At 64.8% G+C, this 23,831-nt stretch carries 21 protein-coding genes; 7 read left to right on the forward strand and 14 right to left on the reverse strand.

Translation table 11 applies throughout. The features are described 5' to 3' along the window. Position 1 precedes the first annotated feature (1 nt). Positions 2-1,108, reverse strand: a complete 1,107-nt coding sequence (gene tcuB, locus ABIC03_RS35725) for a tricarballylate utilization 4Fe-4S protein TcuB (RefSeq protein WP_354065179.1) — start codon at positions 1,106-1,108, stop codon at positions 2-4. Continuing rightward, positions 1,095-2,486 carry an FAD-dependent tricarballylate dehydrogenase TcuA gene (gene tcuA / locus ABIC03_RS35730; protein ID WP_354065181.1) on the reverse strand — a complete coding sequence of 464 codons (1,392 nt, stop codon included), beginning with the start codon at positions 2,484-2,486 and terminating at the stop codon, positions 1,095-1,097. The genes tcuB and tcuA overlap by 14 nt, the downstream gene beginning before the upstream one ends. A gap of 155 nt (positions 2,487-2,641) precedes the next feature. On the opposite strand from tcuA, the gene ABIC03_RS35735 reads away from it, so the two are divergent. Beyond that, the gene (locus ABIC03_RS35735; RefSeq protein ID WP_354065183.1) at positions 2,642-3,334 is read left to right on the forward strand and encodes a GntR family transcriptional regulator; all 693 of its coding nucleotides are present in this window, start codon (positions 2,642-2,644) and stop codon (positions 3,332-3,334) included. 13 nt (positions 3,335-3,347) lie between these two features. On the opposite strand, the gene ybaK is transcribed toward ABIC03_RS35735, so the two are convergent. The 8 genes from ybaK to mobB form a co-directional block, all read right to left on the reverse strand. Continuing rightward, on the reverse strand, positions 3,348-3,821 hold the full coding sequence (gene ybaK, locus ABIC03_RS35740; RefSeq protein ID WP_354065185.1) for a Cys-tRNA(Pro) deacylase: 474 nt from the start codon (positions 3,819-3,821) through the stop codon (positions 3,348-3,350). A gap of 109 nt (positions 3,822-3,930) precedes the next feature. Continuing rightward, positions 3,931-6,699, reverse strand: coding sequence for a formate dehydrogenase subunit alpha (gene fdhF, locus ABIC03_RS35745; RefSeq protein WP_354065187.1), 2,769 nt, complete (start codon positions 6,697-6,699; stop codon positions 3,931-3,933). Beyond that, positions 6,696-8,405 carry an NADH-ubiquinone oxidoreductase-F iron-sulfur binding region domain-containing protein gene (locus tag ABIC03_RS35750; protein ID WP_354065189.1) on the reverse strand — a complete coding sequence of 570 codons (1,710 nt, stop codon included), beginning with the start codon at positions 8,403-8,405 and terminating at the stop codon, positions 6,696-6,698. Before ABIC03_RS35750 ends, fdhF begins: the two co-directional genes overlap by 4 nt. 247 nt (positions 8,406-8,652) lie before the next feature. Continuing rightward, on the reverse strand, positions 8,653-8,940 hold the full coding sequence (locus tag ABIC03_RS35755) for a hypothetical protein (RefSeq protein WP_354065191.1): 288 nt from the start codon (positions 8,938-8,940) through the stop codon (positions 8,653-8,655). A gap of 91 nt (positions 8,941-9,031) precedes the next feature. After that, a complete protein-coding gene (locus ABIC03_RS35760; protein ID WP_354065193.1) occupies positions 9,032-10,687 on the reverse strand; it encodes an OFA family MFS transporter in 1,656 nt (551 codons plus the stop codon). A gap of 318 nt (positions 10,688-11,005) precedes the next feature. Beyond that, positions 11,006-11,269 carry a sulfurtransferase TusA family protein gene (locus ABIC03_RS35765; protein WP_007606513.1) on the reverse strand — a complete coding sequence of 88 codons (264 nt, stop codon included), beginning with the start codon at positions 11,267-11,269 and terminating at the stop codon, positions 11,006-11,008. 57 nt (positions 11,270-11,326) lie between these two features. Then, positions 11,327-12,583 carry a molybdopterin molybdotransferase MoeA gene (locus ABIC03_RS35770; RefSeq protein ID WP_354065196.1) on the reverse strand — a complete coding sequence of 419 codons (1,257 nt, stop codon included), beginning with the start codon at positions 12,581-12,583 and terminating at the stop codon, positions 11,327-11,329. 9 nt (positions 12,584-12,592) lie between these two features. Next, the gene (gene mobB / locus ABIC03_RS35775; protein WP_354065198.1) at positions 12,593-13,120 is read right to left on the reverse strand and encodes a molybdopterin-guanine dinucleotide biosynthesis protein B; all 528 of its coding nucleotides are present in this window, start codon (positions 13,118-13,120) and stop codon (positions 12,593-12,595) included. A gap of 208 nt (positions 13,121-13,328) precedes the next feature. Between mobB and fdhD the strand changes: the two genes are divergently transcribed. Both fdhD and mobA read left to right on the forward strand, forming a co-directional pair. Further along, positions 13,329-14,219, forward strand: coding sequence for a formate dehydrogenase accessory sulfurtransferase FdhD (gene fdhD / locus ABIC03_RS35780; RefSeq protein ID WP_275172111.1), 891 nt, complete (start codon positions 13,329-13,331; stop codon positions 14,217-14,219). Further along, positions 14,164-14,841 (forward strand): molybdenum cofactor guanylyltransferase MobA, encoded by a 678-nt coding sequence (gene mobA / locus ABIC03_RS35785; RefSeq protein ID WP_354065201.1) that lies wholly within the window; start codon positions 14,164-14,166, stop codon positions 14,839-14,841. Before fdhD ends, mobA begins: the two co-directional genes overlap by 56 nt. A gap of 7 nt (positions 14,842-14,848) precedes the next feature. Here the strand turns inward: mobA and ABIC03_RS35790 are convergent, their stop codons facing one another. From ABIC03_RS35790 to ABIC03_RS35800, 3 genes are read right to left on the reverse strand one after another with little or no spacing between them, the layout of a single operon-like run. Beyond that, the gene (locus ABIC03_RS35790; protein WP_354065203.1) at positions 14,849-16,798 is read right to left on the reverse strand and encodes a molybdopterin biosynthesis protein; all 1,950 of its coding nucleotides are present in this window, start codon (positions 16,796-16,798) and stop codon (positions 14,849-14,851) included. A 12-nt stretch (positions 16,799-16,810) separates the two neighbouring features. Then, positions 16,811-17,917, reverse strand: a complete 1,107-nt coding sequence (locus ABIC03_RS35795) for a molybdopterin-binding protein (protein ID WP_354065205.1) — start codon at positions 17,915-17,917, stop codon at positions 16,811-16,813. Between the two features lie 54 nt (positions 17,918-17,971). Then, positions 17,972-18,805: an ABC transporter substrate-binding protein gene (locus tag ABIC03_RS35800; protein WP_354065207.1), complete on the reverse strand. Its 834-nt coding sequence runs from the start codon at positions 18,803-18,805 to the stop codon at positions 17,972-17,974. Between the two features lie 30 nt (positions 18,806-18,835). On the opposite strand from ABIC03_RS35800, the gene ABIC03_RS35805 reads away from it, so the two are divergent. The 3 genes from ABIC03_RS35805 to ABIC03_RS35815 all read left to right on the forward strand — a co-directional run bounded on the left by ABIC03_RS35805 (position 18,836) and on the right by ABIC03_RS35815 (position 21,432). Next, positions 18,836-19,201 (forward strand): hypothetical protein, encoded by a 366-nt coding sequence (locus tag ABIC03_RS35805; protein ID WP_354065209.1) that lies wholly within the window; start codon positions 18,836-18,838, stop codon positions 19,199-19,201. A 9-nt stretch (positions 19,202-19,210) separates the two neighbouring features. Beyond that, complete coding sequence (locus tag ABIC03_RS35810; RefSeq protein ID WP_354065211.1) at positions 19,211-20,104, forward strand: substrate-binding domain-containing protein; 894 nt, start codon at positions 19,211-19,213, stop codon at positions 20,102-20,104. Between the two features lie 98 nt (positions 20,105-20,202). Continuing rightward, the gene (locus ABIC03_RS35815) at positions 20,203-21,432 is read left to right on the forward strand and encodes an ABC transporter substrate-binding protein (RefSeq protein ID WP_354065213.1); all 1,230 of its coding nucleotides are present in this window, start codon (positions 20,203-20,205) and stop codon (positions 21,430-21,432) included. A 193-nt stretch (positions 21,433-21,625) separates the two neighbouring features. On the opposite strand, the gene ABIC03_RS35820 is transcribed toward ABIC03_RS35815, so the two are convergent. After that, the gene (locus ABIC03_RS35820; RefSeq protein WP_354065215.1) at positions 21,626-22,603 is read right to left on the reverse strand and encodes a TAXI family TRAP transporter solute-binding subunit; all 978 of its coding nucleotides are present in this window, start codon (positions 22,601-22,603) and stop codon (positions 21,626-21,628) included. 107 nt (positions 22,604-22,710) lie between these two features. On the opposite strand from ABIC03_RS35820, the gene ABIC03_RS35825 reads away from it, so the two are divergent. Next, positions 22,711-23,685, forward strand: coding sequence for a Bug family tripartite tricarboxylate transporter substrate binding protein (locus ABIC03_RS35825; RefSeq protein ID WP_354065217.1), 975 nt, complete (start codon positions 22,711-22,713; stop codon positions 23,683-23,685). Positions 23,686-23,831 lie beyond the last annotated feature (146 nt).

Below are 23,831 nucleotides of genomic sequence, written 5' to 3' on the forward strand. Positions count from 1 at the left end.
CTTAAGACCCGGCTTCTCCGCGCCGCTCCTGCGCATAACGCACCAGCGCCGCGAAGCGATAGATGCCGTGCACGAATTTGCCGTAGGGCATTGTGATGAACAGCGCGAACACTGCACCCAAATGCAGCGCCAGCAGCGGGCCCATGGCGGCGGTCTCCCGCAAGAGCAGAAGCAGCATGCCGGTGAAGCCGGCCAGGAACAGCATGGCGATGAAGCCGACATCCATGCCGTAGCGCTGCTCGTCGAGCAGTGCAGGATCGCGCCGTATCTTGGCGACGAACAGGCCGATTGGCCCGATGATCAGGCCGACCCCACCGAGCGTGCCGAGCACCACGGGCAGATCCCACCACGGATACGGCGCCTCGCGGCCGAGCAGATAGTGATACAGCGTGGCGACCGTGGTCGCGGCGAAGCAGAGCAGGAAGCCATAGAAGGTCAGGTGATGATACAGCTTGCGCCGGTCGGTCGGCTTGTTGTCCTCGTTGTAGCAGCCGACGCCGCCACCATGGAGATAGCGCAGCTCACCAGTGTCGCGCATCGCCTGGAAGATCGAGTCGCCGTCCGCACGGCCGCCGATCGGCGGGCCGATGTCTCGCCAGAACGCACGCACGCTCATCACCAGCGCGAAGATCGCATAAAGGAAGGCAGCGCTGAACAACGCCGCCATCGCGTTGTGCGGCATCAACCTGTAGAACGCGCCGGGGCCGGTGTGCACGCCGAACAGTACGCTGCGGTCGTTCAGGGCCGCGAAGCCGAAGATGAAGGCGGCCATGCTGAGCGCCGCGACGATGCTGATGACGAGGCCATTGCGCGCGAAGACCCCGGACAGCGCCTGCGGCCAGGCATAGGCCGCGTAGGATTCCGCGCGCGCGACCGCCAGCGTCTGCGGGACGTTGACGTTGAATTCATGCGGCGGCGAGAATTGGCAGTCGACGTAGCATGCGCCGCAGCCATGGCAGAGATTGGCGAGATAATTGAGGTCGCCGTCGGAGAAGGCGCGCCGCATCTCCATGGCGGGAAATACCGCGCAAAGGCCTTCGCAGTAGCGGCAGGAATTGCAGACCGTCATCAGGCGGTCCGATTCGTCGAGAATCCTAGTTCCGTGCATAATTCGCCGCTTCCCGTCCCGCGATCCGTCCGAACACGCTGCCGATGGTCATGCCCATGCCGGCGGCATAACCCTTGCCGAGCACATTGCCGGCCATGATCTCGCCGGCCGCGAACATGTTGGCCGACGGCTTGCCGTCAGCCATCAGCATCCGCGCTTCCCTGGTCACACGCGTGCCGAGATAGGTGAAGGTGATGCCGGGCCGCACCGGATAAGCAAGATAGGGCGGCGCCTCGATCCGCCGTGCCCAATGCGACTTCTGCGGCGTGATGCCTTCGGTGCGGCAGTCGTCCAGGATGGTGTGATCGAAAGTGCCGGGCTGCACCGCGGCGTTGAATTCGGTGATGGTCTTTTCCAGCGCGGCCGGATCGAGCTCGAGCTTGCCGGCGAGCTCAGCCACGGTCTGCCCGGCGATCGGAGGGAACAGCGTCGGCATGAAGCTCGTGACCACGGTGGAATCGAAAATGATGTAGGCGATCTGGTCGGGCTGCGCGGCCACCAGCCGGCCCCAGATCGCATAGCGCTTCGGCCAGATGTCCTCGCCCTCGTCGTAAAAGCGCTGCGCGTGCTTGTTGACGACGATGCCGAACACGACGGAGTCGTGACGCGTGATGATGCCGCCGTCGAACTTCGGCGCGCGGGCATCGATCGCGACCGCATGGCACTGGGTGGGATCACCGACCTCCTGCACCCCCTTGTCGAGCAGCATTTTCAGGACCGAGCCGCGGTTATAGGGCGTGCCGCGGATCAGGAAATTGTCGGCGGCCTCCCCCCAATATTGCTTCAGCCATTCGATGTTGGCCTCGAACCCGCCGGCCGCGGCGACCAGGGATGTCGCGCGTATCTCGTTTTCGCCCTTGATCGGCCGCTTGAGGCGGGCGGCGAGAAACATGCCGTCCTCGATCACGAGGTCGGCGACCTCGGCGTCGTATTCGACGTCGACGCCGAGCTTCTCGGCGGTGAGATAAAGTGCGTTCAGCATCGCCCGGCCGCCACCGAGAAAGAACGAGTTGGTGCGACCGAGGCTCAGCGTGCCGCCGAGCGAGGGCTGCCAGCGCACGCCCTGCTCCACGATCCAGTTCAAAATGTCCTTGGACTCGCGGATCATGTGCCGGGCCAGCACCTCGTCGGTCTGGCCGCCGGTGACGCGCAGGAGATCCTCCCAAAACTCCGCCTCGGTGTAGGGGCCGGTGAGGATTTCGGTCGCCTCGTCATGGGCGCAGCGCATGTTGCGGGTGTGGCGCGTGTTGCCGCCACGATAGAATTTCGGCGCGCCTTCGAGCACCAGCACCGACGCCCCACCGCGTCGCGCGCTGATCGCCGCACACAGTGCCGCGTTGCCGCCGCCGATCACCAGCACATCGTATTTGCTGCTCATGCCGTCTGCCCGATGCGACGAAGTTGGAGACATTCTGCCCGCCGGCGGCCCCGGTCAATCCGGCTAGCTATTGCGCACTTTTGTATACAAAGATATACAGAGATCCAGCAAGCGCCATCGCTGCATGAGCAGGATGCGCGAGCCCACGGGGATGCATGGCAAGACGCCCGACAAAGGCCGGCGGCTCGATCGCGCGCGGCGGCGTGGCGCTCGGCGAAGCCGTGTTCCGCTCGCTCTGCGAGGCGCTGCAGGCCGGCAGCTACCGCGCCGGCGACCGCCTCCGCGAGGAAGAGGTCGCCCAGCGGCTGAAGGTCAGCCGCACGCCGGTGCGGGAGGCTCTGGGGCGGCTTGCGGCACGTGGGTTCGTCGAACCTGCCGGCGGCCGCGGCCTGATCGTGCGCAACCTCGACATCTCCGAGGTGCTCGAACTCTACGCCATGCGCGAGATCATGGAGGGCGCCGCTGCCCGACTCGCCGCCGAGCACGCCTCGGCGCCCGAGATCGATGCGCTCCGGGATATCGAGCAGGCTTTTGTCGAAGTGTCGGAGACCGACCCGGCCGAGATGGCAGGAGAAATGGCAAGGCTCAACCGCGCCTTCCACGAAGCGATCTGCCGCGCGGCGCGCAACCGCTATCTCGACAACGCTTCGGGGGAGTTGCAGGACTGGATCGCCCTGCTCGGTCCAACCACGTTCAGCGTATCGGGCCGCCCCTCGACCAGCCACCGCGAGCACCAGGCCATCATCGACGCCATCGCGGTTCGCGACGGCAGCAAAGCGGAGCAGCTCGCGCGCACACACATCCGCGAAGCGCTGCGCTGTCGGCTGAAGCTGTTGCAAAAGCAGTAGCAGAGCGCGGCGCTCAGGCGACCAGTTCCGCGACGATCGCCTTCAACACGTCCCGCACATCGCCTGGACTGAGCCGCACCTGTAGTCCTCGCTGACCGCCATTCACATACACGTAATCATGCGCGAGCGCGCTCTGCTCGATCACGGTGCGCACGGGCTTCCGCTGCCCGAATGGGCTGATGCCGCCAACCTTGTAGCCGGTGAGGCGCTCGGCCTCCGGCGGCTTCATCATCTGCGCCGACTTGCCGCTAACAGCAGCGGCCAGCTTCTTCATCGAGACTTCCTGGTCGGACGGGACGATGACGCAGACCGGCTTGCCGTCGACGAGCACCATCAGCGTCTTCAACACGCGCGCGGGATCCTCGCCGAGTGCGGCAGCCGCCTGCAGGCCGATGCTCTCGGCATCGGGATCGTAATCGTAAGCGTGAACGGTGAAGGGAACACTGGCGGCTGTGAGCGCGCGTGTGGCTGGGGTGGCTTTGGACATGGATCAGGTTTATCACCGTCATTGCGAGGAGCGAAGCGACGAAGCAATCCAGAATCTTGCCGCGGAGGCAGTCTGGATTGCTTCGCTTCGCTCGCAATGACGGCGCGCCCTACTCCGCCGCGTCCCGCAACTCGGCGCGCTCGGCTCTCGCCGCGCAGAACTTGAACTCCGGGATCTTGCCGAACGGATCGAGCGCTGGGTTGGTCAACAAATTCGCCGCCGCCTCCGCGTAGCAGAACGGCATGAAGACCATGTTCTCGGGAACGTCGCGGTCGGAGCGGACCTTGACCTCGACCGCGCCGCGGCGGGTCTCGAGCCGAATGAAATCGCCCGGCGCAAGCTTCTTCCTGTGCATGTCCTTTGGCGACATAAACGCGACCGCCTCGGGCTCGATCTGGTCGAGCACCTGCGCGCGGCGGGTCATGGAGCCGGTGTGCCAATGCTCCAGCACGCGGCCGGTCGAGAGCACCATCGGATATTCGGCGTCGGGGATCTCGTCCGGCGGTATGACGTGAGCCGGAACGATCTTGCCGCGGCCGCTCGCGGTCGGGAAGCCCGTGGTGAAGATGATCTCGTTACCAGGCATGTCGGGACCATCGACGGGATAGGTGACCGCGCCCTCGCGGACCAGCCGCTCCCAGGTGATGTTCTTCAACGACGGCATCAGCTCTGCCATCTCGGTGAAGACGTCGCCGGGACCGGCATAATTCCACGGCAGGCCCATGCGCTTGCCGATCTCCTGGATGATCCAGAGATCCTGCCGCGCATCGCCGGGCGGCTTGATCACCTGGCGCGCGAGCTGCACGCGGCGATCGGTGTTGGTGAATGAGCCTTCCTTTTCGGCAAACGCCGAGGCCGGCAGGATGACGTCGGCGTGGAACGCGGTCTCGGTGACGAAGAGATCCTGCACCACGAGATGATCGAGCATGGCAAGCGCCTGGCGCGCATGCTGGAGATCGGGATCGGACATCGCGGGGTTCTCGCCCTCGATATACATGCCCGTGATCTCGCCGGCATGGATCGCGTTCATGATCTCGACTACTGTCAGGCCGCGGACGGGATCGAGATCCTGGCCCCACAGCTTCTCGAAGGCACCGCGCATGTCGTCGCGGCCGACCGGCTGATAGTCCGGCAGGAACATCGGGATCAGACCGGCATCGGAAGCACCCTGCACGTTGTTCTGGCCGCGCAGCGGATGCAGGCCGGTGCCGGGGCGACCGACCTGGCCGGTGATCAGCGCCAGCGCAATCAGGCAGCGCGCATTGTCGGTGCCGTGGACATGCTGGCTGATGCCCATGCCCCAGAAGATGATCGACGATTTTGCCCGTGCATAGGTTCGCGCGACCTCACGCAGGGTCTGCGCCGGGATGCCGCAGATCGGCTCCATCTTCTCCGGCGTGAACTCCTTGATCTTCTCCTTGAGGTCCTCGAACCCCTCGGTATAGCCGGCGATGTACTGATCGTCGGTCAGCCCTTCGGTGATGATCGTGTGGATCATCGCGTTCAGCATGGCGACGTCGGAGCCGGGCTTGAACTGCAGATGCTTGGTCGCATGGCGCGACAGCGTCTGCCGGCGCGGGTCCATGACGAACAGCTTTGCGCCGTTCTCCTTGACCGCGTTCTTGATAAAGGTTGCGGCGACCGGATGGTTCACGGTCGGGTTGGCGCCAATCACGATGATGACCTCGGCGTCCATCGCAGCCGAGAACGGCGCGGACACCGCTCCCGAGCTCAGGCCTTCGAACAGCGCCGCGACCGACGAGGCGTGGCACAGACGGGTGCAATGGTCGACGTTGTTGGACCCGAAGCCGGTGCGCACCAGCTTCTGGAACAGATAGGCCTCCTCGTTGGAGCCCTTCGCCGAGCCGAAGCCCGCCAGCGCCTTCACGCCGTTCTCGTCGCGGATCTTGACGAGGCCCTTGGCCGCGATGTCGAGCGCTTCTTCCCAGCTAGCTTCGCGGAAATGCGTGAACGGATTGGCGGGATCGACCTGGTCGTTGGAATCCTTCTTCGCATTCGGCAGCCGCACCAGCGGCTTGGTCAGGCGATGCGGATGGTGGATGTAGTCGAAGCCGAAGCGGCCCTTGACGCAGAGACGGTTGCGGTTGGCCGGGCCATCGCGGCCCTCGGCATAGATCACCTTCTCGTCCTTGACCTCATAGGTCACCTGGCAACCGACGCCGCAGAACGGACAGAGCGAATCCACCTTCTTGTCGGCATAGGTGACGCGGGTCTGCTTCTCGTCCAGCATTACGGCCGGCATCAGCGCTCCGGTCGGACAGGCCTGCACGCATTCGCCGCAAGCGACGCAGGTGGACTCGCCCATGGGATCGTCGAAATCGAACACGATTTTCGAGCCGTGGCTACGATAGGCCATGCCGATGACGTCGTTGACCTGGACCTCGCGGCAGGCGCGCACGCACAGGCCGCACTGGATGCAGGCATCGAGATTGACGCGCATCGCCGGATGACTGGCGTCGGTCGCCCAACGCTCGGCGGCGGGGAAGCGGCTCTCGGTGACTCCCGTGGTTTCGGCCCAGTGCCAGAATTTGGATTCCGGATCGTGCGAGGTCTCGCGCGCCGGTTGATCGGCAACAAGCAGCTCCATGACCATTTTTTGCGCGGAAACAGCGCGCGCGCTCTCGGTCTTCACCTTCATTCCGACCGATGGCGTGCGCTTGCAGGACGCCGCGAGCACGCGCTCGCCTTCGATCTCGACCATGCAGGCGCGGCAATTGCCGTCGGGGCGATAGTCCGGCGCGGGCGAATAGCACAGATGCGGAATCTCGCGGCCCTGCCGTTTTGCGACTTGCCAGATCGTCTCGCCTGCATTGGCCTCGACCTGCTTGCCGTCGAGCTCGAACGTAATCTTCGTCATTCGGCCGCTTCCTTGAACTCGTCAGGGAAATATTTGATCACGGTGGAGAGAGGGTTAGATGCCGCCTGTCCAAGCCCGCAGATCGAGGCATCGCGCATCGCCTGGCTCAATTCGTCCAGGAGAGCGCGGTTCCAGACCGGTTGCTGCATCAGCAGTGCGGCCTTCTGGGTTCCGACGCGACACGGCGTGCATTGGCCGCAGCTCTCGTCTTCGAAGAACTTCATCAAGTTCAACGCGGCCGCGCGCACGCTGTCCTTTTGCGACAGGATCACGATCGCGGCCGAGCCGATGAAGCAGCCGTATTTTTCCAGCGTGCCGAAATCGAGCGGGATGTCGTCCATCGCCGCCGGCAGGATGCCGCCGGACGCACCACCTGGCAGGTACGCGTAGAACTGATGACCGTCGGCCATGCCGCCGCAATATTCCTCGATCAGCTCGCGCACGGTGATGCCAGCAGGCGCGAGCTTCATGCCGGGATTCTTGACGCGACCGGAGACCGAGAAGCTGCGCAGGCCGTGCCGCTCATGCCGCCCGTGGCCCTTCCACCAGTCGGCGCCCTTCTCGACGATGTCGCGCACCCACCACAACGTCTCGATGTTGTTGATCAACGTCGGCAGGCCGAACAGGCCGACCTGGAATGGATATGGCGGCTTGTGCCTGGGCAGACCGCGCTTGCCCTCGATGCTTTCCAGCAGCGAGGATTCCTCACCGCAGATATAGGCGCCGGCGCCGCGGCGCATGTGCAGCGTCGGACCGCCCGGCGGGAGCTTAGCAATCTCGCGTTCGAGGATTTCGCGCGACGCCGGATATTCGTCGCGGAGGTAGATGTAGATATCCGAGGCCTGCACCACATGGGCGCCGATCAGCATGCCCTCGAGGAAGCGGTGCGGGTCGCTCTCGAGATAGACGCGATCCTTGAACGTGCCGGGCTCGCCCTCGTCGCCGTTAATCGCCATCAGCCGCGGGCCGGGTTCACCAAGCACCGCGCGCCATTTACGTCCCGTGGGGAATCCGGCGCCGCCGAGACCGCGCAACGAGGCGTCGTCGAGTGCCTTCAGCAGGTCGTCCGTCGGTAGCTCGCCCGAGCGCAGGCGATTGAGCAGCTTGTAGCCGCCGCCGGCGACATAGGCCTCATAGCCGATATATTTGGGCAGATGCGCGTGGGTGTCGCCAGCCTTCGCCGCCGCCATGACATTGCCGACCGTAGCGTGATCGACGAAGTTGTGTCCGACTTCCGCGGCAGGCGCCGTGTCGCAGCGGCCGACGCAGGGCGCACGCACCACGCGGATGCCGGGACCGGACGCATCCTGCAAATCGGCGAGCAGCTTCTCTCCGCCGAGCATCGCGCAGGTCAGCGAGTCGCAGACGCGGATCGTCAGCGGCGCGATATCGGGCTCGCCTTCCTTCACCACGTCGAAATGCGCATAGAAGGTTGCGGTCTCGAACACCTCGGCGAACGCGAGCTTCATCTCATCGGCGAGCGCGGCGAGGTGGGCGGCCGAGATCTGGCGATACTTGTCCTGGATCAGATGCAGATATTCGATCAACAGGTCGCGCCGCCGCGGCCTGTCGCCGAGCAGCTGCTCGATCTCGTGCGCGGCGGTGGGATCGACCTGCCGTCCCTTGGGCGTGGATTTGGCGCGCTTCCGTCCCTGGCCGGGATGTTCGAACTCGCGAACCTTGTGAACGTCGTCGTTGCTGCTCATGGAGACGTCGCGTTCTCTTCAAATGCGTGATGAGTTTAGGCCGGATCGCCACAGCGATCAGTCTTCATTTCTCGACTCGATCAACGGAACCAGCAGTTCCTGCGCCCCGCCGACCAAGCCAAATTCGACGCAACTCTAGTCTCTGGTATGCCAGATGCAAGACAATTTAGAGCGTCTCTAGAATGATTTAGGAGGCAGGCGGTCGCCCGCCATGCCCCTTTACGCAAGCGTCGGACGGAACCCGATCTCAGGTCTTGCTCATGCACTCTTCGATGTAGAACCAGCGGTCATCCCCGGCGAGGCCCTTGGCTTTCACGTCGGCGCGGCAGGCCTTGAGCTTCGGCTTGTTGGCTGCCCATTTCGCCTTCATGTCTTTCAGCTTCTGCATGGTGAGCTTCATCTTGCCAGGCTTTGCTTCGGTCGTTGCAGCAGGCGCCGCCGGTGTCGTTGTCGTCTGCGCGGATGCGGTATGAAGCCCAGCGACGAGCAGCACGGCCGCAAGGCAAATGCGAAGGCAAGTTCGAGTGCGAATCATTTCAATCCCCCTAAGTCCCATTCCTTATGATGTCTGAAAGGCCAACGAAGCGGGACGCCTGATGAGCATCCCGCCTCTGTCTCAACGGCGGTCAGAAGATTTTGACCGCGCTCTCCAATGTCTTCCAGACACCCCAAAGTAGGGGAACGCCGACGAAGGCCCAGAACAGCGCCGCCTTGGCGTCAAGCCCGCCAAATCCGATGCCGTAGGAGCCGTGCGGCCCAGCGGCGGCGGCGTTGGCGCTTGCAGCCTGCAACTTGGCGACATCGGCCTCCTTCATGTGCCATTTCGAATCGACCGGCTTGATCAGATAATTGCAGATCAAACCTGCGATCAGCATCGCACAGAGGATGTACATGGTCGTGTTGTAGAGCTGATCGCGCGGCACGCCGGCCGCGAGCTGGAACTCGCGGATGTAGTTGACGACGACGGGGCCGATGATGCCCGCGGTGGACCACGCCGTCAGCAGCCGGCCGTGGATGGCGCCGACGAACTGGGTTCCGAACATGTCGGCGAGGTAGGCCGGCACGGTGGCGAAGCCGCCGCCATACATCGACAGGATGATGCCGAAGCCAAGCACGAACAGGAGCTTCGAACCCATCGCCGCAAAAGTCGGCGCCAGCGCGTAAAGCACGATGCCGAGGATGAAGAACGTATAGTAGGTATTCTTGCGACCGATCTTGTCCGACAGCGATGCCCAGAAGAAGCGGCCGCCGATGTTGAACAGCGACAGCAATCCGGCGAAGCCCGCGGCGATCGCGGCGATCTGCGCCTTCTGCCCCGCATCGAGTGCGTTGAAGCCCACCTCCGGCAGGCCGATCAGCTTGCCGGCGAAGATCTCCTGGAGCATCGGCGAGGCCATGCCGATCACGCCGATGCCGGCCGAGACGTTCAGGCAGAGCACCCACCAGATCAGCCAGAATTGCGGCGTCTTGTGCGCGTCGTTGAGATGGACGTTGGCCTTCGAGATCATCGCGTTGGCCTTCGACGGCGCGGTCCAGCCCTCGGGCTGCCAGCCGGGCGGCGGCAAGCGATAGCGGAACGCGCCGATCATCATGAACACGAAGTAGATGACGCCCATCGCGACGAAGGTCTCCCAGACGCCGACCGAGGTCGGGGTCTTGAAGTAGTTCATCAAGAGGTTCGCCAGCGGCGCGCCGATCATGGCGCCGCCGCCGAAGCCCATGATGGCCATGCCGGTCGCCATGCCGCGGCGATCCGGGAACCACTTCACCAGCGTCGACACCGGCGAGATATAGCCAAGGCCGAGACCGATGCCGCCGATCACGCCGGAACCCAGCCACAACAGCCAGAGCTGATGGGTGTAAACCCCGATCGCACCAAGGAAGAGGCCGCCGCACCAGCACAGCGCCGAGACGAAGCCGGCCTTGCGCGGGCCTACGCGCTCCAGCCAGCCGCCCCAGACCGCAGCCGCGATACCGAGCAGCACGAAAAAGAGCGTGTACATCCACCCCATGCTGGCGACCTTCCAGTCGCAGCTGGTCGTGAACAGCTCCTGAAACAGCGACATCTCTGCGCACGCCTTCGGCGCGGTCACGCCGATCGCGCGCGACAGCGGCAGCCAGAACACCGAGAAGCCGTAGGCCATGCCGATGCAGAGATGGATGCACAGCGCAGCCGGCGGCACCAGCCAGCGATTGAACCCGGCGGTCGCGATGGTCCGCTCGCGATCCAGAAAACCTGCGCCGGCACCCGAAAGTGTTCCCGCGCTCTCGATGGTAGACATGCATTCCTCCCCTAAAGCCGCCCTTCTGAGCGGCCTGCCACGACGGTCCTGTTCCTCAGCCTGCAGCGCAGCCTTTGTCCCTGCTGCCCCGCATAATGATCGACGCGCGCCAGGATCATCACGCGCATCCGAGACGTTTAACCCCTAACCGTGGGGACTATGCCCGACGCCACGGCCGGGCTTCTTTCGACGGCCCATTTGCTCCGCGGATCGCAGGCAAGACTCGACCTCCGCATCTCGGCGGAGAACGTCAATTGGGGCAGAAGTGATGATCGATGTCGATAGACAAAAGGTAGGTATCAACCGAGTGACCGCCGGTTAAGTGGGCAGCGCACCATTGATGTTTTCTATCGAGCGATCGGCCTTCTCTATCAAGAACACGATGCGCGCATCGTTGCGCTCGGTGATCTCCACCGTGTCGCCGGTCTCTCGGATCAGGTTCGGAATGTCAATCACCGACAAGGGATCGGTGCAGTACACTTCGAGCTGATCGCCCGGCTGCAGCGGCTTCAGCGCTTTGCGCGTCTTCAGGGCGGGCAGCGGGCATTTCAGTCCGGTGAGATCGAGCGTCGTTCTGGTCATCGACGCAACATGGCGGGAGGGGCCGATGGCGTCAACGCCAAGGCACAACGCCCCGACTCAGAGCAGATCGGCATAGGACAAGAAACCCACGCTCTGCCCCGGCTCGACATGCGTGACCTCCTCATCGAGCTCGATAAGGCCGTGGGTGTCGACTAGTGAGGACAACAGCCCAGCCCCCTCGCGTGGGAACTTGATTGCCTCGAGTGCGCCGTCCTGCGTGCGCCGCAAGGAGGCGCGAACATATTCCCGTCGACCCGCCTTCTTCTTGTAGGTGAATGCCGCACGCACCGGGATCGGCAACGGCCGCGCCGGCAGGCTGCCCGCAAGCGCCAGCACCGTGGGCCGCACCACATGCACGAAGGTGACGAAACTCGCGACGGGATTGCCCGGCAATCCGATCAGCGGCGTGCCCTCGATGATGCCCATCGCCACGGGCCGTCCCGGCTTGATCGCCATCCTCCAAAACACCAGCGAGCCGATGCTCTCGACCGCCGCCTTGACGTGATCCTCTTCCCCGGTCGAGACGCCGCCGGTGGTGAGGATCAGATCATGCGTGCCTGCGACTTGCTTCAAGCCATTCGCGAGCAACGCCCGCTCGTCGCGCAAGATGCCGAGATCGCTGACGTCGCAGCCGAGCCGGTGCAGCATCGCCATTAGCATAAAGCGATTGGAATCGAACAGCTGCGAGGCCGCGCGCGGCTCGCCGGGCGAGGCGAGTTCGTCACCGGTCGAGAACACTGCGACGCGGATGCGCCTGACGACGTCGAGCCTGACAAGGCCGAACGCCGCCGCAAGCGCGACATGTTGCGGCAGCAAGCGCTGGCCTGCGCGTAGCGCGATGTGGCCTTGGGGAATGTCCTCTCCCGCAGGGCGGACATTCGCGCCCGGCTTCAGCCCCGGCGGCAGCACAATTCGGCCGGTATCATCGACGCGGACGTCTTCCTGCATGAAGACGGTTTCAGCCTCCGGCGGCATCGGCGCGCCGGTGAAGATGCGCGCGGTGTGGCCGGCCTTGATCGGCGCCAGTGCCAGACCTCCGGCCTGGATGCGGCCGTCGAGCGGGAGTGCCCGTTCAACGCCGTCCGGAATATCTGCGTTGCGCACGGCGTAGCCATCGACAGCGGAATTGGTGAACGGCGGCAGCGGCAGCGGCGCCGCGATATCGCGGGCCAGCACGCGCCCATCAGCATCGATGAGCGCCACGGTTTCGAGATCGACAATCGCGTTGACGCGCGTCGTGATCAGACCAACGGCCTCGTCGACCGACATCATCGGTCCGCCGAAGGCAAAACAATCGTCCGACAGTTGCGCCATGGTGCCTCGTCAGCGCATCGCGGCGCTTTTCGCGACCGCTTCCTCGACCGGCATCGCCGCGAGAAGCAGCAATTCCGCGGCTGCGGCGATATCGTCGAGATGGACGGTCGGCAGTCGGGTTTCAATGGCAACGTCAGCCGCGATCCCGAAAATTCCGGGATCATCGGGAAACAGCAACGGCTTGTCGTTGGCGGCGCGATGCACTTCGATCTTGCGATGCGGCTCGCGCTTGAAACCCTCGACGACGACGAGATCGACGGCCGACAATTTGCTCAACAGTTCCGGCAGACGCGGCTCCATCGCCCCGCGCAATTCGTGCATCAGCGCCCAGCGATTTGACGAAGCAACCAGCACCTCGGCTGCGCCGGCCTCGCGATGGCGCCAGGAATCCTTGCCGGGAACGTCGACGTCGAACCGGTGGTGCGCATGCTTGATGACCGAGACGCGCAAGCCAAGCGCATTGAAATGCGGGATCAGCCGCGTCAACAGCGTGGTCTTGCCCGCACCGCTCCAGCCTGCAAGGCCGATGACTTTCATTCCAGCTCCGTCTCCGCGAGCGACCCGGTCCTTGATGGAACCAGTCTCTCCTCCGTCATTGCGAGCGCAGCGAAGCAATCCAGGAATGCATCCACGGCGGCAGCCTGGATTGCTTCGCTTCGCTCGCAATGACGAATAGGCGGCATTTCGTTCTCTCGCTAGCATGCTTATATCGGCTTGACCCGAATGTCATGCTAACGTCGCGGCCATGATGAAGATCGACAAAGCCCCAGCGCCCCTGATCGTCCCCGACACCGAGGACCCGCGCCTCACCGAGAGCGTGACCGGGACCGACCAGTCCGGAGCCAGGATCGAGATCAAGGTGCCGGTGGAGCGCCCGCTGACGCTCTACCTGAATTCGCAGGAGATCGTCACCATGATGACGATCGGCGACTATCCGGAATATCTGGCGCTGGGCTATTTGCTCAACCAGAACATGCTGAAATATAACGACGCGGTCACCGAGGTCGAATACGACGACGACCTCCAGGTGGTGGTGGTGCGCACCGAGCACCACACCAATTTCGAAGCCAAGCTGAAGAAGCGCACGCAGACTTCGGGCTGCGCGCAGGGCACCGCCTTCGGCGATCTGCTAGAGGCGGTCGAGAGCGTCGCGTTGCCGAAGGCGGAGCTGCGTACCTCCTGGCTCTACCAGATGACTCAGACCATCAACACGATGCCCTCGCTCTATCTGGAGGCCGGTGCGATCCACGGCTGCGTGCTCTGCAGGGAGGGCGAGCCGCTCTGCTACACCGAGGATGTCGGCCGTCACAACGCCGTCGACAAGATCGCGGGCTGGATGTACCGCCACGGCGTCGATGCGTCCGACAAGATCCTCTACACCACGGGACGGCTCACCTCCGAGATGGTGATCAAGACGGTCCGCATGGGAATTCCAATTTTGGTATCGCGCTCCGGCTTCACCGCCTGGGGCGTCGATCTCGCCCGGCAGGTGGGCTTGACGCTGGTCGGCCGCGCACGCGGCAAACGGTTCATCGCGTTGTCGGGGCAAGAGCGCATCGTCTACGACCAGAACCTCGCTTATGTCGAGGAGGAATCGGCCAAGCACAAGCGCAAGGGTGAAGGTGGTGACGATTAGCTTTCCGACCACGCAAGGCGTGCTGCTCGCCGGCGGCCTCGCGCGGCGCATGGGCGGCGGCGACAAGCCGATGCGCACCATCGGTGGCCGCACCATCCTGGAACGCGTGATCGCGCGCCTATCGCCCCAATGCAGCGGGCTGATCCTCAATGCCAACGGCGATCCCGCCCGCTTCGCCGCGTTCGGTTTGCAGGTCGTCGCCGACGACGTGCCCGGCTTTGCCGGTCCGCTCGCCGGCATCCTGGCCGCGCTCGACTGGACCGCGGCGAACCGGCCTGAGGTGGAGTGGGTGCTCAGTGCCGCCGGCGATTGCCCGTTCCTGCCGCGCAATCTGGTCGCGCGCTTGCATGAAGAACGCCTCGCCGCGAATGCCGAGCTCGCCGTCGCGGCATCAGGCGGCCAGTCGCATCCGGTGATCGGCTTGTGGCGCGTTGGCTTGCGCGACGAACTGCGTCACGCGCTGGTGGTCGAGGACCTCCGCAAGATCGACCGCTGGACCGCGCGCTACCCGCTCGCGACGGTGACGTGGCCGACCGAGCCGCTCGATCCGTTCTTCAATGCCAACACGGTCGAGGATATCGCGGAAGCCGAGCGGCTGGCCGCGTTGGATGCGGCGTCTTAATCAAGCTCTACGCCGGCCGGAATCCCGCCCCCTCCAGTGCCGCGCGAGCCTCGTCCGAGCCGAGCGCATCTAGAAAGGCCTGCACTGCTGGCCGCTGCTTGCGCGCTGTGACCAGCGCGAAGTCGTAATGTTCCTCCGCGAGGGGAATGAAACCGAGGCCGACCGCATGGGCGACGGGCGCAATGGTCATGCCCCAGTCGGCGCGGTGCTGTGCGACCGCCGCGGCCACCGCATTGTGCGAGCGTGGCTGGTTCCAATAGCCTTCCGGGCGCTCACCACCGAGCAAGCGATCGATCAGGATGCGCGTGCCGGCGCCCTGGTTGCGGTTGACCACGATGCAGGAGGGATCAGCGAGCGCCGCGACGACGGCGTCCTTCGCGCTGTGGCCTTCGAAACGCTGGTCTCCCTTGCGGAACACGATGCCCTGCATCCTTCGCCAGCCTGGCACGAGCTCGAGTCCTTCGACGAGGTAAGGCGTATTGTAGGTCTCGGTCTTGTCGTCGAATAGATGGATCGGCGCCAGATCGCATTCGCCGCGCCGTGCCGCCGCAAGTCCGCCGAGACTGCCGACGGCAATCGAACGCACGGTCAGGCCGGCATGCGCGAGTTGCGCCGTGACGAGATCGAGGCCGGTGCAATGGCTGCCGACGATGACGAGATCGGGCACCCGCACATGCGGCGTGAACAGCGTCACGTCGGCCTCGGTCCCGGCCGGCATCTGGTCGGCGAGCGCGTCGATGCGCAGAAAACCGTCGGCCTGCGCGAATGACGTGATCGCACCGGACCCCTTGCCGGAGGGATAGGCGATCAAGCCGTCCTTGCCTTCGACCAGCGAGACCATGACGAATTCGGTGCGGCCGAGCTCGGAAGCAATGCGCACCGGCACGATTGCGCTCACCTTGGCATCGGAGCGCGGGGGCAGTCCGGCCATTTTGCGCAGCACCGGCACGATCATGTCGTGGAAGGTGAACATCGCCGAGGTCGGAAATCCCGGCAGGATCACCACCGGCTTGCCGTCGCACACCGCAAGGCACAGCGGCTTGCCGGGCTTGAGCGCAATGCCATGCGCGATGATGCCGGGTTGGCCGAGCCGGCTGATGATGCGATGGGACAGGTCGCCCGCGCCCTTCGACGTGCCGCCGGAGAGCACCAGCATATCGGCATCCGCCAGCGCACGGCGCATGGCGGCTTCGAGCTGGGCTTCATCGTCGGGAATGGCGCCGAGGAAAACCGCTTCACCGCCGTTCTCGTCGATCGCAGCAGTGACGATCGCGCCGTTGGTGTCGAAGATCGCACCGGGCGCGAGCACCTCGCCCGGCTGAACCAGTTCGTCACCGGTGGAAATCACGGCAACACGAGGTTTGCGCACGACGCGCACCTCGGGAACGCCGCAAGCCGCCAGCATGCCGACCTCGCGCGAGCCGATGATCGGGCCGGCGCGCAGCAGCGCCTCGCCGCGCGCGATATCGGATCCTGCGTAGGATATGAATTGCCCGGGCGAGGCCGCGCGACGGACCTCGATCGCACCCGATCCGGCCGGCTGGGTATGCTCGACCATGACCACGGCATCGGCACCGCGCGGCAGCGGACCGCCGGTGGCAATCGGCGTTGCCGTTCCCGCCGCCACTTGCAGCACCGGTACGGTGCCGCAGTGAATGGTCTCGCCATTCAATCCGAGGCGAACCGGCGCGCCTTCGCCGGCTGTGGCAAGGTCCGCTGAGCGCACCGCGAAGCCGTCGACATTGGAACGGTCGAACGGCGGTACGTCGATTGGCGCAGTGATGTCTTCAGCGAGCGACGCGCCGAGTGCATCGGCGAGCTTGCGTCTTTCGCTTGGGATCGCGCGCGGGAACAGCGCGGCCTCGAAGCGAGCCAGGGCCTCCTCGCGGGAAAGGATTTTGAGGAACTGCTCCTGCTCGAGCGCGCTGCGGACTTGAGATTGCGGGATCATGGTCATGCCAAACCCATATCATTCCCGCATCAGATAAGCATCGACCGGCGCGCCCGCTGCAAATCCCTCGTGACTGGTGGGAACAAGCAGCCATGCATCTGCGCGGGCAATTGCCTGGAGCGGCCATTCTCCTACCGCAAGCGGCACCCACGCATGATGTTCCTCGGCCAGCAGGACCATTTCGGCGATGCCGACGCTGGATGCAATTTTTCGCGCGAGCGGCAAGGTTATCTGTCGGCGCGGCAGCCGCGCCGCCAGCCGGTCGACGAGCGGCAGCACGAGCGCGAGCCAGACCGCAAGCGCATGATCGGGCAATCCGGGCAAGGCGACGACAGGAATGGTTCCGAGCCGCCCGACCGCGGCGGTGCGTCCGGGCTGGAGCGCAAGACCATGTGCGATCACGTCACCATGCTGGGCCAGCGCCGTGACCGCTGCATCCTTGCGACCGACACCGCTGCCGCCGATCGTCAGCAGGAGATCGCAGGTGTGCGCACCGAACGCCGCCGCGATCGATCCCGCATCGCGCGCGCCGGCCTCGCTCGTTTGCACATCCAGTCCTGCGGCGCGTGCTATGTCCGCAATCAAGTGCATGGTCCCCGTTGCGCCTGGTACATTGACAATGCGCAGCCGCGGACGGCGCACGCGCAGTCGGTCCAGTCCGGCGGCGCGTGCGAGCAGCAGAGCGCCAGGACCGACCGGATACCCCTCTTCCGCGGCAGCCCTGCGTCCGTCGATGTCACTTCCAGCGCGCCTGATGCCCTGCCCCGGCACGCCCTCCGCCAACACCTGGGCGAGCGGACCAGACAGCTCGACTGCGTCGGCATCGAGCACACAGTCGCATCCCGCCGGCATGGCGTCGCCGGCATCGACCCAGGCGGGCGCTGTTGCGAGAGGCAGCGGTGAATAGGAGGACGCGCCGACCAGATCATTTGCGCATAGCGCCCAGCCGTCCGCGGCGGCGACGTCACGCGACGGTCGGGCCGCGAGCAGCGGATTGCCCGCCGCGATACAGCCGGCCGCTTCGCTCAGCGGCAACTCCACCGGCGCGAGCGGATCAAGCCCTGTCAGCAACGCGGCGAGCGCGGTGTCGAGCGGCGTCAGCGATGGCGGCAGGCGCTGGGTCATGCGTCATGATGGACCATGCATCGCCCGGTTTGGCAACCGCTGGCAATGCGAACGTCAGCCGCCCGATTTGTCCGCATTGGGGAAGAACAGCTGTTGTCCGTCGACCTTGTATCCGGCGATCGTCGCCTGCCCGTCGGGCGAGATCAGCCAGTCGACGAAGTCTTGCCCGAGCTCCTTCTTCACGTTCGGAAACTTCAAAGGGTGCACCAGCATCACGCCGTACTGATTGAGCAGCCGCTTGTCGCCTTCGACGACGATGTCGAGATCGCCGCGTTCCCGAAAAGCGATCCAGCTGCCACGGTCGGACAGCACATAGGCGTTCGCCGCGCGCGCTGCGTCGAGGGCGGAGGCCATGTCCTGCTTGGCTTCGCGATACCAGGCGCCCTTGGTGCGGGCGATGTCGATGCCGGCCACGATCCAGAGCGCGAGCTCAGCGGCATGCGTGCCCGAGCGGTCCCCGCGCGTCACGAACGGTACGCCCTTGGCCTCGATCGCCTTCAGCGCGGTCGCGATGTCCTTGCCCTTGACGCCGGCGGGGTCGCTCTTCGGACCGATCAGCACATAGTCGTTGTACATCACGTCGAAGCGCTTCACGGCAAAACCGTCGGCGACGAATTTCTCCTCCTGCGGCCGCGCATGCATCAGCACGACGTCGACTTCGCCCCTTCGTGCCCCCTCGAGCACCTCGTCGGCGCGGCGCGCGATCACCGTCACCTCGATGCCGGTCTTGTCACGGAAGATCGGCAGCAGGTAATCGAGCAGGCCGGACTCCTGCGTCGCTGAGGTCGTGGCGAGCACGATCGCGCGGTCCTCCGCGGATGACGCAGCAACGCCTGCGGTGAGGCCGCAGACAAGCGCAAATGCAACGGAGAGGCGGCGGACGGCCATGATCGGGTTCCCACTGGCTATGACGCGATCATGATGATGATCGATTGCGCCGCACTCGTGACGCTGTTGCTCGTTGCAGCGCCGGATGCCAACAACAACAGATGGAGCGCGGATCAAACCACTACCGGCGACAGACTTTACCCTCCGCGTCGGGCACCGACGATTCGGGAAATCTCGGCAACGCGCGGGGCGGCAAATGTCCATTGCAGTTGCGCGAGCGACTGCCCGCAAGATTGGCATCGCGCGAGCGATTCAGGATCGTTCACCAAAGCAGAGATCGCGCGTGAGGATGTGTTGCAAAGCAACGAGATGATCGGGCATGGTCGTGGCGGACAAAACTTGAAATGCAGAATTCCACCTGCGTCGAACGTCAAAAAGAAGCAAGAATTTGCATAGGAATGCAGGATGGAATTCCTGACGACCAGCGAAGCCGCCGACTATCTTCGGCTCGGCGAACGCAAGCTTTACGAACTCGTCACCACCGGTGCGATCCCCTGCACCAAGGTGACCGGAAAGTGGCTCTTCCCGCGGCACGAGCTCGACCTCTGGGTGCTGTCCGGACTGGCGCGTCCGGCCGGCATGCTGATCGCCGAGCCGCCGCCGGTCGTCGGCGGCAGCCAGGACGAGCTTCTGGATTGGGGTCTGCGCGAATCCGGCTCGGGCCTGGGATCGATGAGCGAGGGCAGCGCGCGCGGGCTCGAGCGGCTGCAGCGGGACGAGGTGATGGCCGTGGCAATGCACTTCCACAGCCTCGATGCTGGCGGCAATCTCGCCGCCGACGCCAATGCGACGGTCCTGCGAGATGCTCCGGACCTGCATGATGCATTGCTGGTCGCGTTCGTGCGCCGCGAGCAGGGTCTCGTGCTGCCGCCGGGCAATCCCAAGCGGCTGCGCGGCCTGTCCGAGGTGCTCGCGCTCGGGGCCAGGATGGCGATGCGACAGCAGGGCACGGGCGCGCAGATGCTGCTCGATGTGCTGCTGAAGCGCGCCGGCGCCTCGACGCGCGATTTGCGCCGGATCGAGACGCCGGCCCTGACCGGGCCGGATCTCGCCGAGATCGTCCGCGCGGGACAAGCCGATTGCGGAATCGCGACGCGTGCGTCGGCGCGCTCGGCCGGCCTCGATTTCGTGCCGCTGGTCTGGGAGAACTTCGACCTCGCGATGCGGCAGCGCAGCTATTTCCGCCCCGCCATGCAGGGCCTGATCCGGTTCCTCAGCGAAAAGCGGTTGCTCCAGCGCGCCGAGGAGCTGACCGGCTACGATCCCTCGCCGGCCGGACAGATCCGCTTCGCCGGCTGACGTTGACGCCCGCCCCCAAATAGTTGCAAAAGAAACCAATTCAGCCGGGCCATACCCGGGGCATACCGGCCAACGCGCCGGATCAGGGGAGGACAAACGTGAAGCCAACGAGATTTGGACTGCCGGTCGCTGCCGGCTTTGCAGCGACGTTCGTGGCAGCAACACTGCTGCCGAGCGCCGCATTGGCGCAGGTGTCCGACGACGTCGTCAAGATCGGCGTGCTCACCGACATGAACGGTCCGGCCTCCGCGCCGACCGGCCAGGGCTCGGTGACGGCGGCGCAGATGGCGATCGACGATTTCGGCGGCACCGTGCTCGGCAAGCCGATCAGCATCGTCGTCGGCGACCATCAGCTCAAGGCCGATATCGGCGGCGCGATTGCACGGCGCTGGTACGACGTCGACCAGGTCGATCTGATCGTCGACGTGCCGGTCTCCGCGGTCGGGCTCGCGGTGCAGAACATGGCCAACGAGAAGAAGCGGCTGTTCATCACCCACTCCACCGGCACCGCGGATTTCCACGGCAAGTTCTGCTCGCCCTATGCGATCCAGTGGGTGTTCGACACCCGCGCGCTCGCGGTCGGTACCGCGGACGCGGTGGTCAAGCGCGGCGGCGACAGCTGGTTCTTCATCACCGACGACTATGCCTTCGGCCATTCGCTGGAGCGCGACGCCTCGGCGGTCGTGACCGCCAATGGCGGCAAGGTGCTGGGCTCGGTGAAGCCGCCGCTGGCAACGCCCGATCTCTCTTCCTTCGTGCTGCAGGCGCAGTCCTCCAAGGCAAAGATCATCGGCATTGCGGCGGGTCCGCCCAACAACATGAACGAGATCAAGACCGGCTCCGAGTTCGGCGTGTTCAAGGGCGGCCAGCAGATGGCGGCGCTGCTGGCGCTGATCACCGACATTCATGGCCTCGGTTTGCAGGCGGCCCAAGGGCTGTTGCTGACGACCTCGTTCTATTGGGACCTGGACGACAAGACCCGCGAATGGTCGAAGCGCTACTTCGCCAAGATGAACAAGATGCCGTCGATGTGGCAGGCCGGCGTCTATTCGAGCGTGATGCACTATCTCAACGCCATCAAGGACACCGGCACCGACGATCCGCTCAAGGTCGCAGCCAAGATGCGGGAAAAGCCGATCGAGGATTTCTTCGCCCGCAACGGCCGCTTACGCGATGACAATCTGATGGTGCACGATCTCTGGCTGGTGCAGGTGAAGACGCCGGAGGAAAGCAAATATCCGTGGGACTATTACAAGATCCTCACGACGATCTCGGGCGACAAGGCGTTCGGCCCACCGGACCCGGCGTGTGCGATGGTGAAGAAGTGACCGCGTAGCGAAGTCGCGCTGACGGTGCACCCTCTCCCCTTGCGGGAGAGGGTGGATTCGCGAAGCGAAGCCGGGTGAGGGGTTGTCTCCGCTTGACCAGCTCTCGCTGAATACGCGGAGAGATACCCCTCATCCGGCGCTTCGCGCCACCTTCTCCCGCAAGGGGAGAAGGAAGTAAGCGGGCCGCCGCTCGCTACTTCAGCACTCCGATTTCCCGGAAGTATTTTGCGGCGCCGGGATGGATCAGCTCCGGCTTCGGCGCGGCCGCGACCGTGTTCGCGGCCGTGGTCTCGCAGGCTTGGGCGAGCTGCTTGCAGAATGTCGGCTCGACAGCGTGAAGCGTCTTCGCCAGCCGGTAGGCGACATCGTCGGGCAGATCTTCGCGCGTCAGCACAAAACTCCAGGACCCCAGCGAGGCGATCGGCTCGGACTGTGTCGGGTAGCTGCCGGCCGGCACGGTGAGCGGCTTGAGGAACGCATGCTTGGCGCGGATGCGCGCGATCTCCTCGGTATCAGGCGCGATGAAGCGCGCGCCTGAGGCGCTCGAGGCCACTGCCGCAAAGCCGGGCCAGCCGATGCCGGCGCCCCAGAGTGCTGCGACACGGCCATCCTCGACCATGGCAGGGCCGTCGCCGGCGCGGTCGAGATAGATCGCCTTGAAGTCCTCGTCCTGCTTCAAGCCGAGACCATCGAGCACGTAGCGCGCCAGGATCGGCAGGCCGGAGCCCTTGGCGCCGAATGCAACGGGCTGACCCACGAGATCGCGAATGGTCTTGTACCGACTGTCCGCGCGCACCACGAACATGCCGGGGTTGGAATAGATCGCCGTGAGAATCTTCAACCGTACCGGCGCGCGGCCGATGCCGGCGAAGGCCTCATAGGCCGGCTCGCCCGCGACCAGAGCGAGATCGAGTTCGCCCTTCTCCAGCAGCGGAATGTTCTCGTTGCTGCCCTTGGTGTTGCGCGGGGCGATGGTGACTTGCGGATCGGCCGCGTTCATCGCTTGCGCAAAGGCGTTGCCATAGAGCGGAAAGCCGCCGCCGGGCGTGGCGGTGCCCAAGCTGATCGTCAGGCTGGGTGTCGTGGTCGGAATGGCGTTGCCTCCGGTTTGAGCGGCGGCGGGGCTAAAAAGCAGCGCCGCGCCGAGAACAAGGGTGATCGCGAATCTCATGGTCGGTCCCGGCGGGGGCGCGTCAACATCGACTTGCGGCGATGTAGGCAGCGCCCCGTTTTTGTGAAAGCATGCAGCTCAACGACAATAGAACAATGGGAGGCGTCATGTTGCGAATTTTGCGTAACAGTGTTTTCGGGCTGGTTTTCCTTTCAACGCTGTTGGGCGCCGCACCTCCCGCCTCCGCCGCTTATCCCGACCGTCCCGTGCACTGGCTGATCGGCTTTTCCGCCGGCGGCCCGGTCGACATCGTGGCGCGGATCATGGCGCAGTGGCTGTCGGACCGCCTCGGCCAGCAATTCATCGTCGAGAACCGCACCGGCTCCGGCGGCAACATCGCGGCCGCTGCCGCGATCACCTCGCCGCCGGACGGCTACACGCTGCTGTTCGTCGCGCCCAACAACGCGATCTCGACCTCGCTCTACAAGAAGCTGCCGTTCGACTTTTTGCGCGACACCGTGCCGGTGGCGAGCATCATGCAGCTCACCAACATGCTGGTCGTCTCCAACGCGTTCCCGGCGAAGACGGTTCAGGAGTTCATCGACTACTGCAAGGCCAATCCCGGCAAGATCTCCTTTGCCTCGTCCGGCAACGGCACCTCGGTGCACATGTCGGCGGAGCTGTTCAAGGTGATGACCAAGTGCGACATGGTGCACGTGCCCTATCGGGGATCTGCGATCGCCTTCCCCGACATCATCTCCAACAAGGTGCAGCTGATCTTCGACAACCTCCCCTCCGCGATGGAGCAGGCCAAGGGCGGCAATGTCCGCGCGCTCGGCGTGACCTCGCCGCAGCGCTGGCCGAGCGTACCTGATGTGCCCGCGATCGCCGAGACCGTGCCGGGCTTCGAATCGGTCGGCTTCTACGGGATCTCCGCGCCGAAGGGCACGCCGCCTGATGTGATCGAGATCCTCAACAAGGCCGTCAACGAGGCGCTGAAGGACCCGAAGCTGGTCACGCGCCTCACCGAGACAGGCGGCATCCCCAAGCCGATGACGCCGGCCGAGTTCGGCAAGCTGGTCACCGACGAGACCGAGAAGTGGCGCAAGGTGGTGGAGTTCGCCGGCGTGTCGGTGGACTAGGCCTGCGGAACTGCCGCGAGCCGACAGCTCGCCACGCGACATCGGAGGGGATCGGAAGACCCCTCCCAATAAATGTGCGAAAACAACCCCATGCACAGTAGAAAGATCGAGCGATCACAATGGGTTACAGAATCGAAAACCGAGCC

The sequence above is a fragment of the Bradyrhizobium sp. RT6a genome (assembly GCF_040547675.1).
In the GTDB taxonomy this organism is placed as follows: domain Bacteria; phylum Pseudomonadota; class Alphaproteobacteria; order Rhizobiales; family Xanthobacteraceae; genus Bradyrhizobium.

What these genes read in the sequence shown, in the direction of transcription:
- tcuB (WP_354065179.1), bottom strand. Translation starts at nt 1,108, where the DNA reads ATGCACGGAACTAGGATTCTCGACGAATCGGACCGCCTGATGACGGTC.
- tcuA (WP_354065181.1), bottom strand. Translation starts at nt 2,486, where the DNA reads ATGAGCAGCAAATACGATGTGCTGGTGATCGGCGGCGGCAACGCGGCA.
- ABIC03_RS35735 (WP_354065183.1), top strand. Translation starts at nt 2,642, where the DNA reads ATGGCAAGACGCCCGACAAAGGCCGGCGGCTCGATCGCGCGCGGCGGC.
- ybaK (WP_354065185.1), bottom strand. Translation starts at nt 3,821, where the DNA reads ATGTCCAAAGCCACCCCAGCCACACGCGCGCTCACAGCCGCCAGTGTT.
- fdhF (WP_354065187.1), bottom strand. Translation starts at nt 6,699, where the DNA reads ATGACGAAGATTACGTTCGAGCTCGACGGCAAGCAGGTCGAGGCCAAT.
- ABIC03_RS35750 (WP_354065189.1), bottom strand. Translation starts at nt 8,405, where the DNA reads ATGAGCAGCAACGACGACGTTCACAAGGTTCGCGAGTTCGAACATCCC.
- ABIC03_RS35755 (WP_354065191.1), bottom strand. Translation starts at nt 8,940, where the DNA reads ATGATTCGCACTCGAACTTGCCTTCGCATTTGCCTTGCGGCCGTGCTG.
- ABIC03_RS35760 (WP_354065193.1), bottom strand. Translation starts at nt 10,687, where the DNA reads ATGTCTACCATCGAGAGCGCGGGAACACTTTCGGGTGCCGGCGCAGGT.
- ABIC03_RS35765 (WP_007606513.1), bottom strand. Translation starts at nt 11,269, where the DNA reads ATGACCAGAACGACGCTCGATCTCACCGGACTGAAATGCCCGCTGCCC.
- ABIC03_RS35770 (WP_354065196.1), bottom strand. Translation starts at nt 12,583, where the DNA reads ATGGCGCAACTGTCGGACGATTGTTTTGCCTTCGGCGGACCGATGATG.
- mobB (WP_354065198.1), bottom strand. Translation starts at nt 13,120, where the DNA reads ATGAAAGTCATCGGCCTTGCAGGCTGGAGCGGTGCGGGCAAGACCACG.
- fdhD (WP_275172111.1), top strand. Translation starts at nt 13,329, where the DNA reads ATGATGAAGATCGACAAAGCCCCAGCGCCCCTGATCGTCCCCGACACC.
- mobA (WP_354065201.1), top strand. Translation starts at nt 14,164, where the DNA reads ATGTCGAGGAGGAATCGGCCAAGCACAAGCGCAAGGGTGAAGGTGGTG.
- ABIC03_RS35790 (WP_354065203.1), bottom strand. Translation starts at nt 16,798, where the DNA reads ATGACCATGATCCCGCAATCTCAAGTCCGCAGCGCGCTCGAGCAGGAG.
- ABIC03_RS35795 (WP_354065205.1), bottom strand. Translation starts at nt 17,917, where the DNA reads ATGACCCAGCGCCTGCCGCCATCGCTGACGCCGCTCGACACCGCGCTC.
- ABIC03_RS35800 (WP_354065207.1), bottom strand. Translation starts at nt 18,805, where the DNA reads ATGGCCGTCCGCCGCCTCTCCGTTGCATTTGCGCTTGTCTGCGGCCTC.
- ABIC03_RS35805 (WP_354065209.1), top strand. Translation starts at nt 18,836, where the DNA reads ATGATGATGATCGATTGCGCCGCACTCGTGACGCTGTTGCTCGTTGCA.
- ABIC03_RS35810 (WP_354065211.1), top strand. Translation starts at nt 19,211, where the DNA reads ATGGAATTCCTGACGACCAGCGAAGCCGCCGACTATCTTCGGCTCGGC.
- ABIC03_RS35820 (WP_354065215.1), bottom strand. Translation starts at nt 22,603, where the DNA reads ATGAGATTCGCGATCACCCTTGTTCTCGGCGCGGCGCTGCTTTTTAGC.
- ABIC03_RS35825 (WP_354065217.1), top strand. Translation starts at nt 22,711, where the DNA reads ATGTTGCGAATTTTGCGTAACAGTGTTTTCGGGCTGGTTTTCCTTTCA.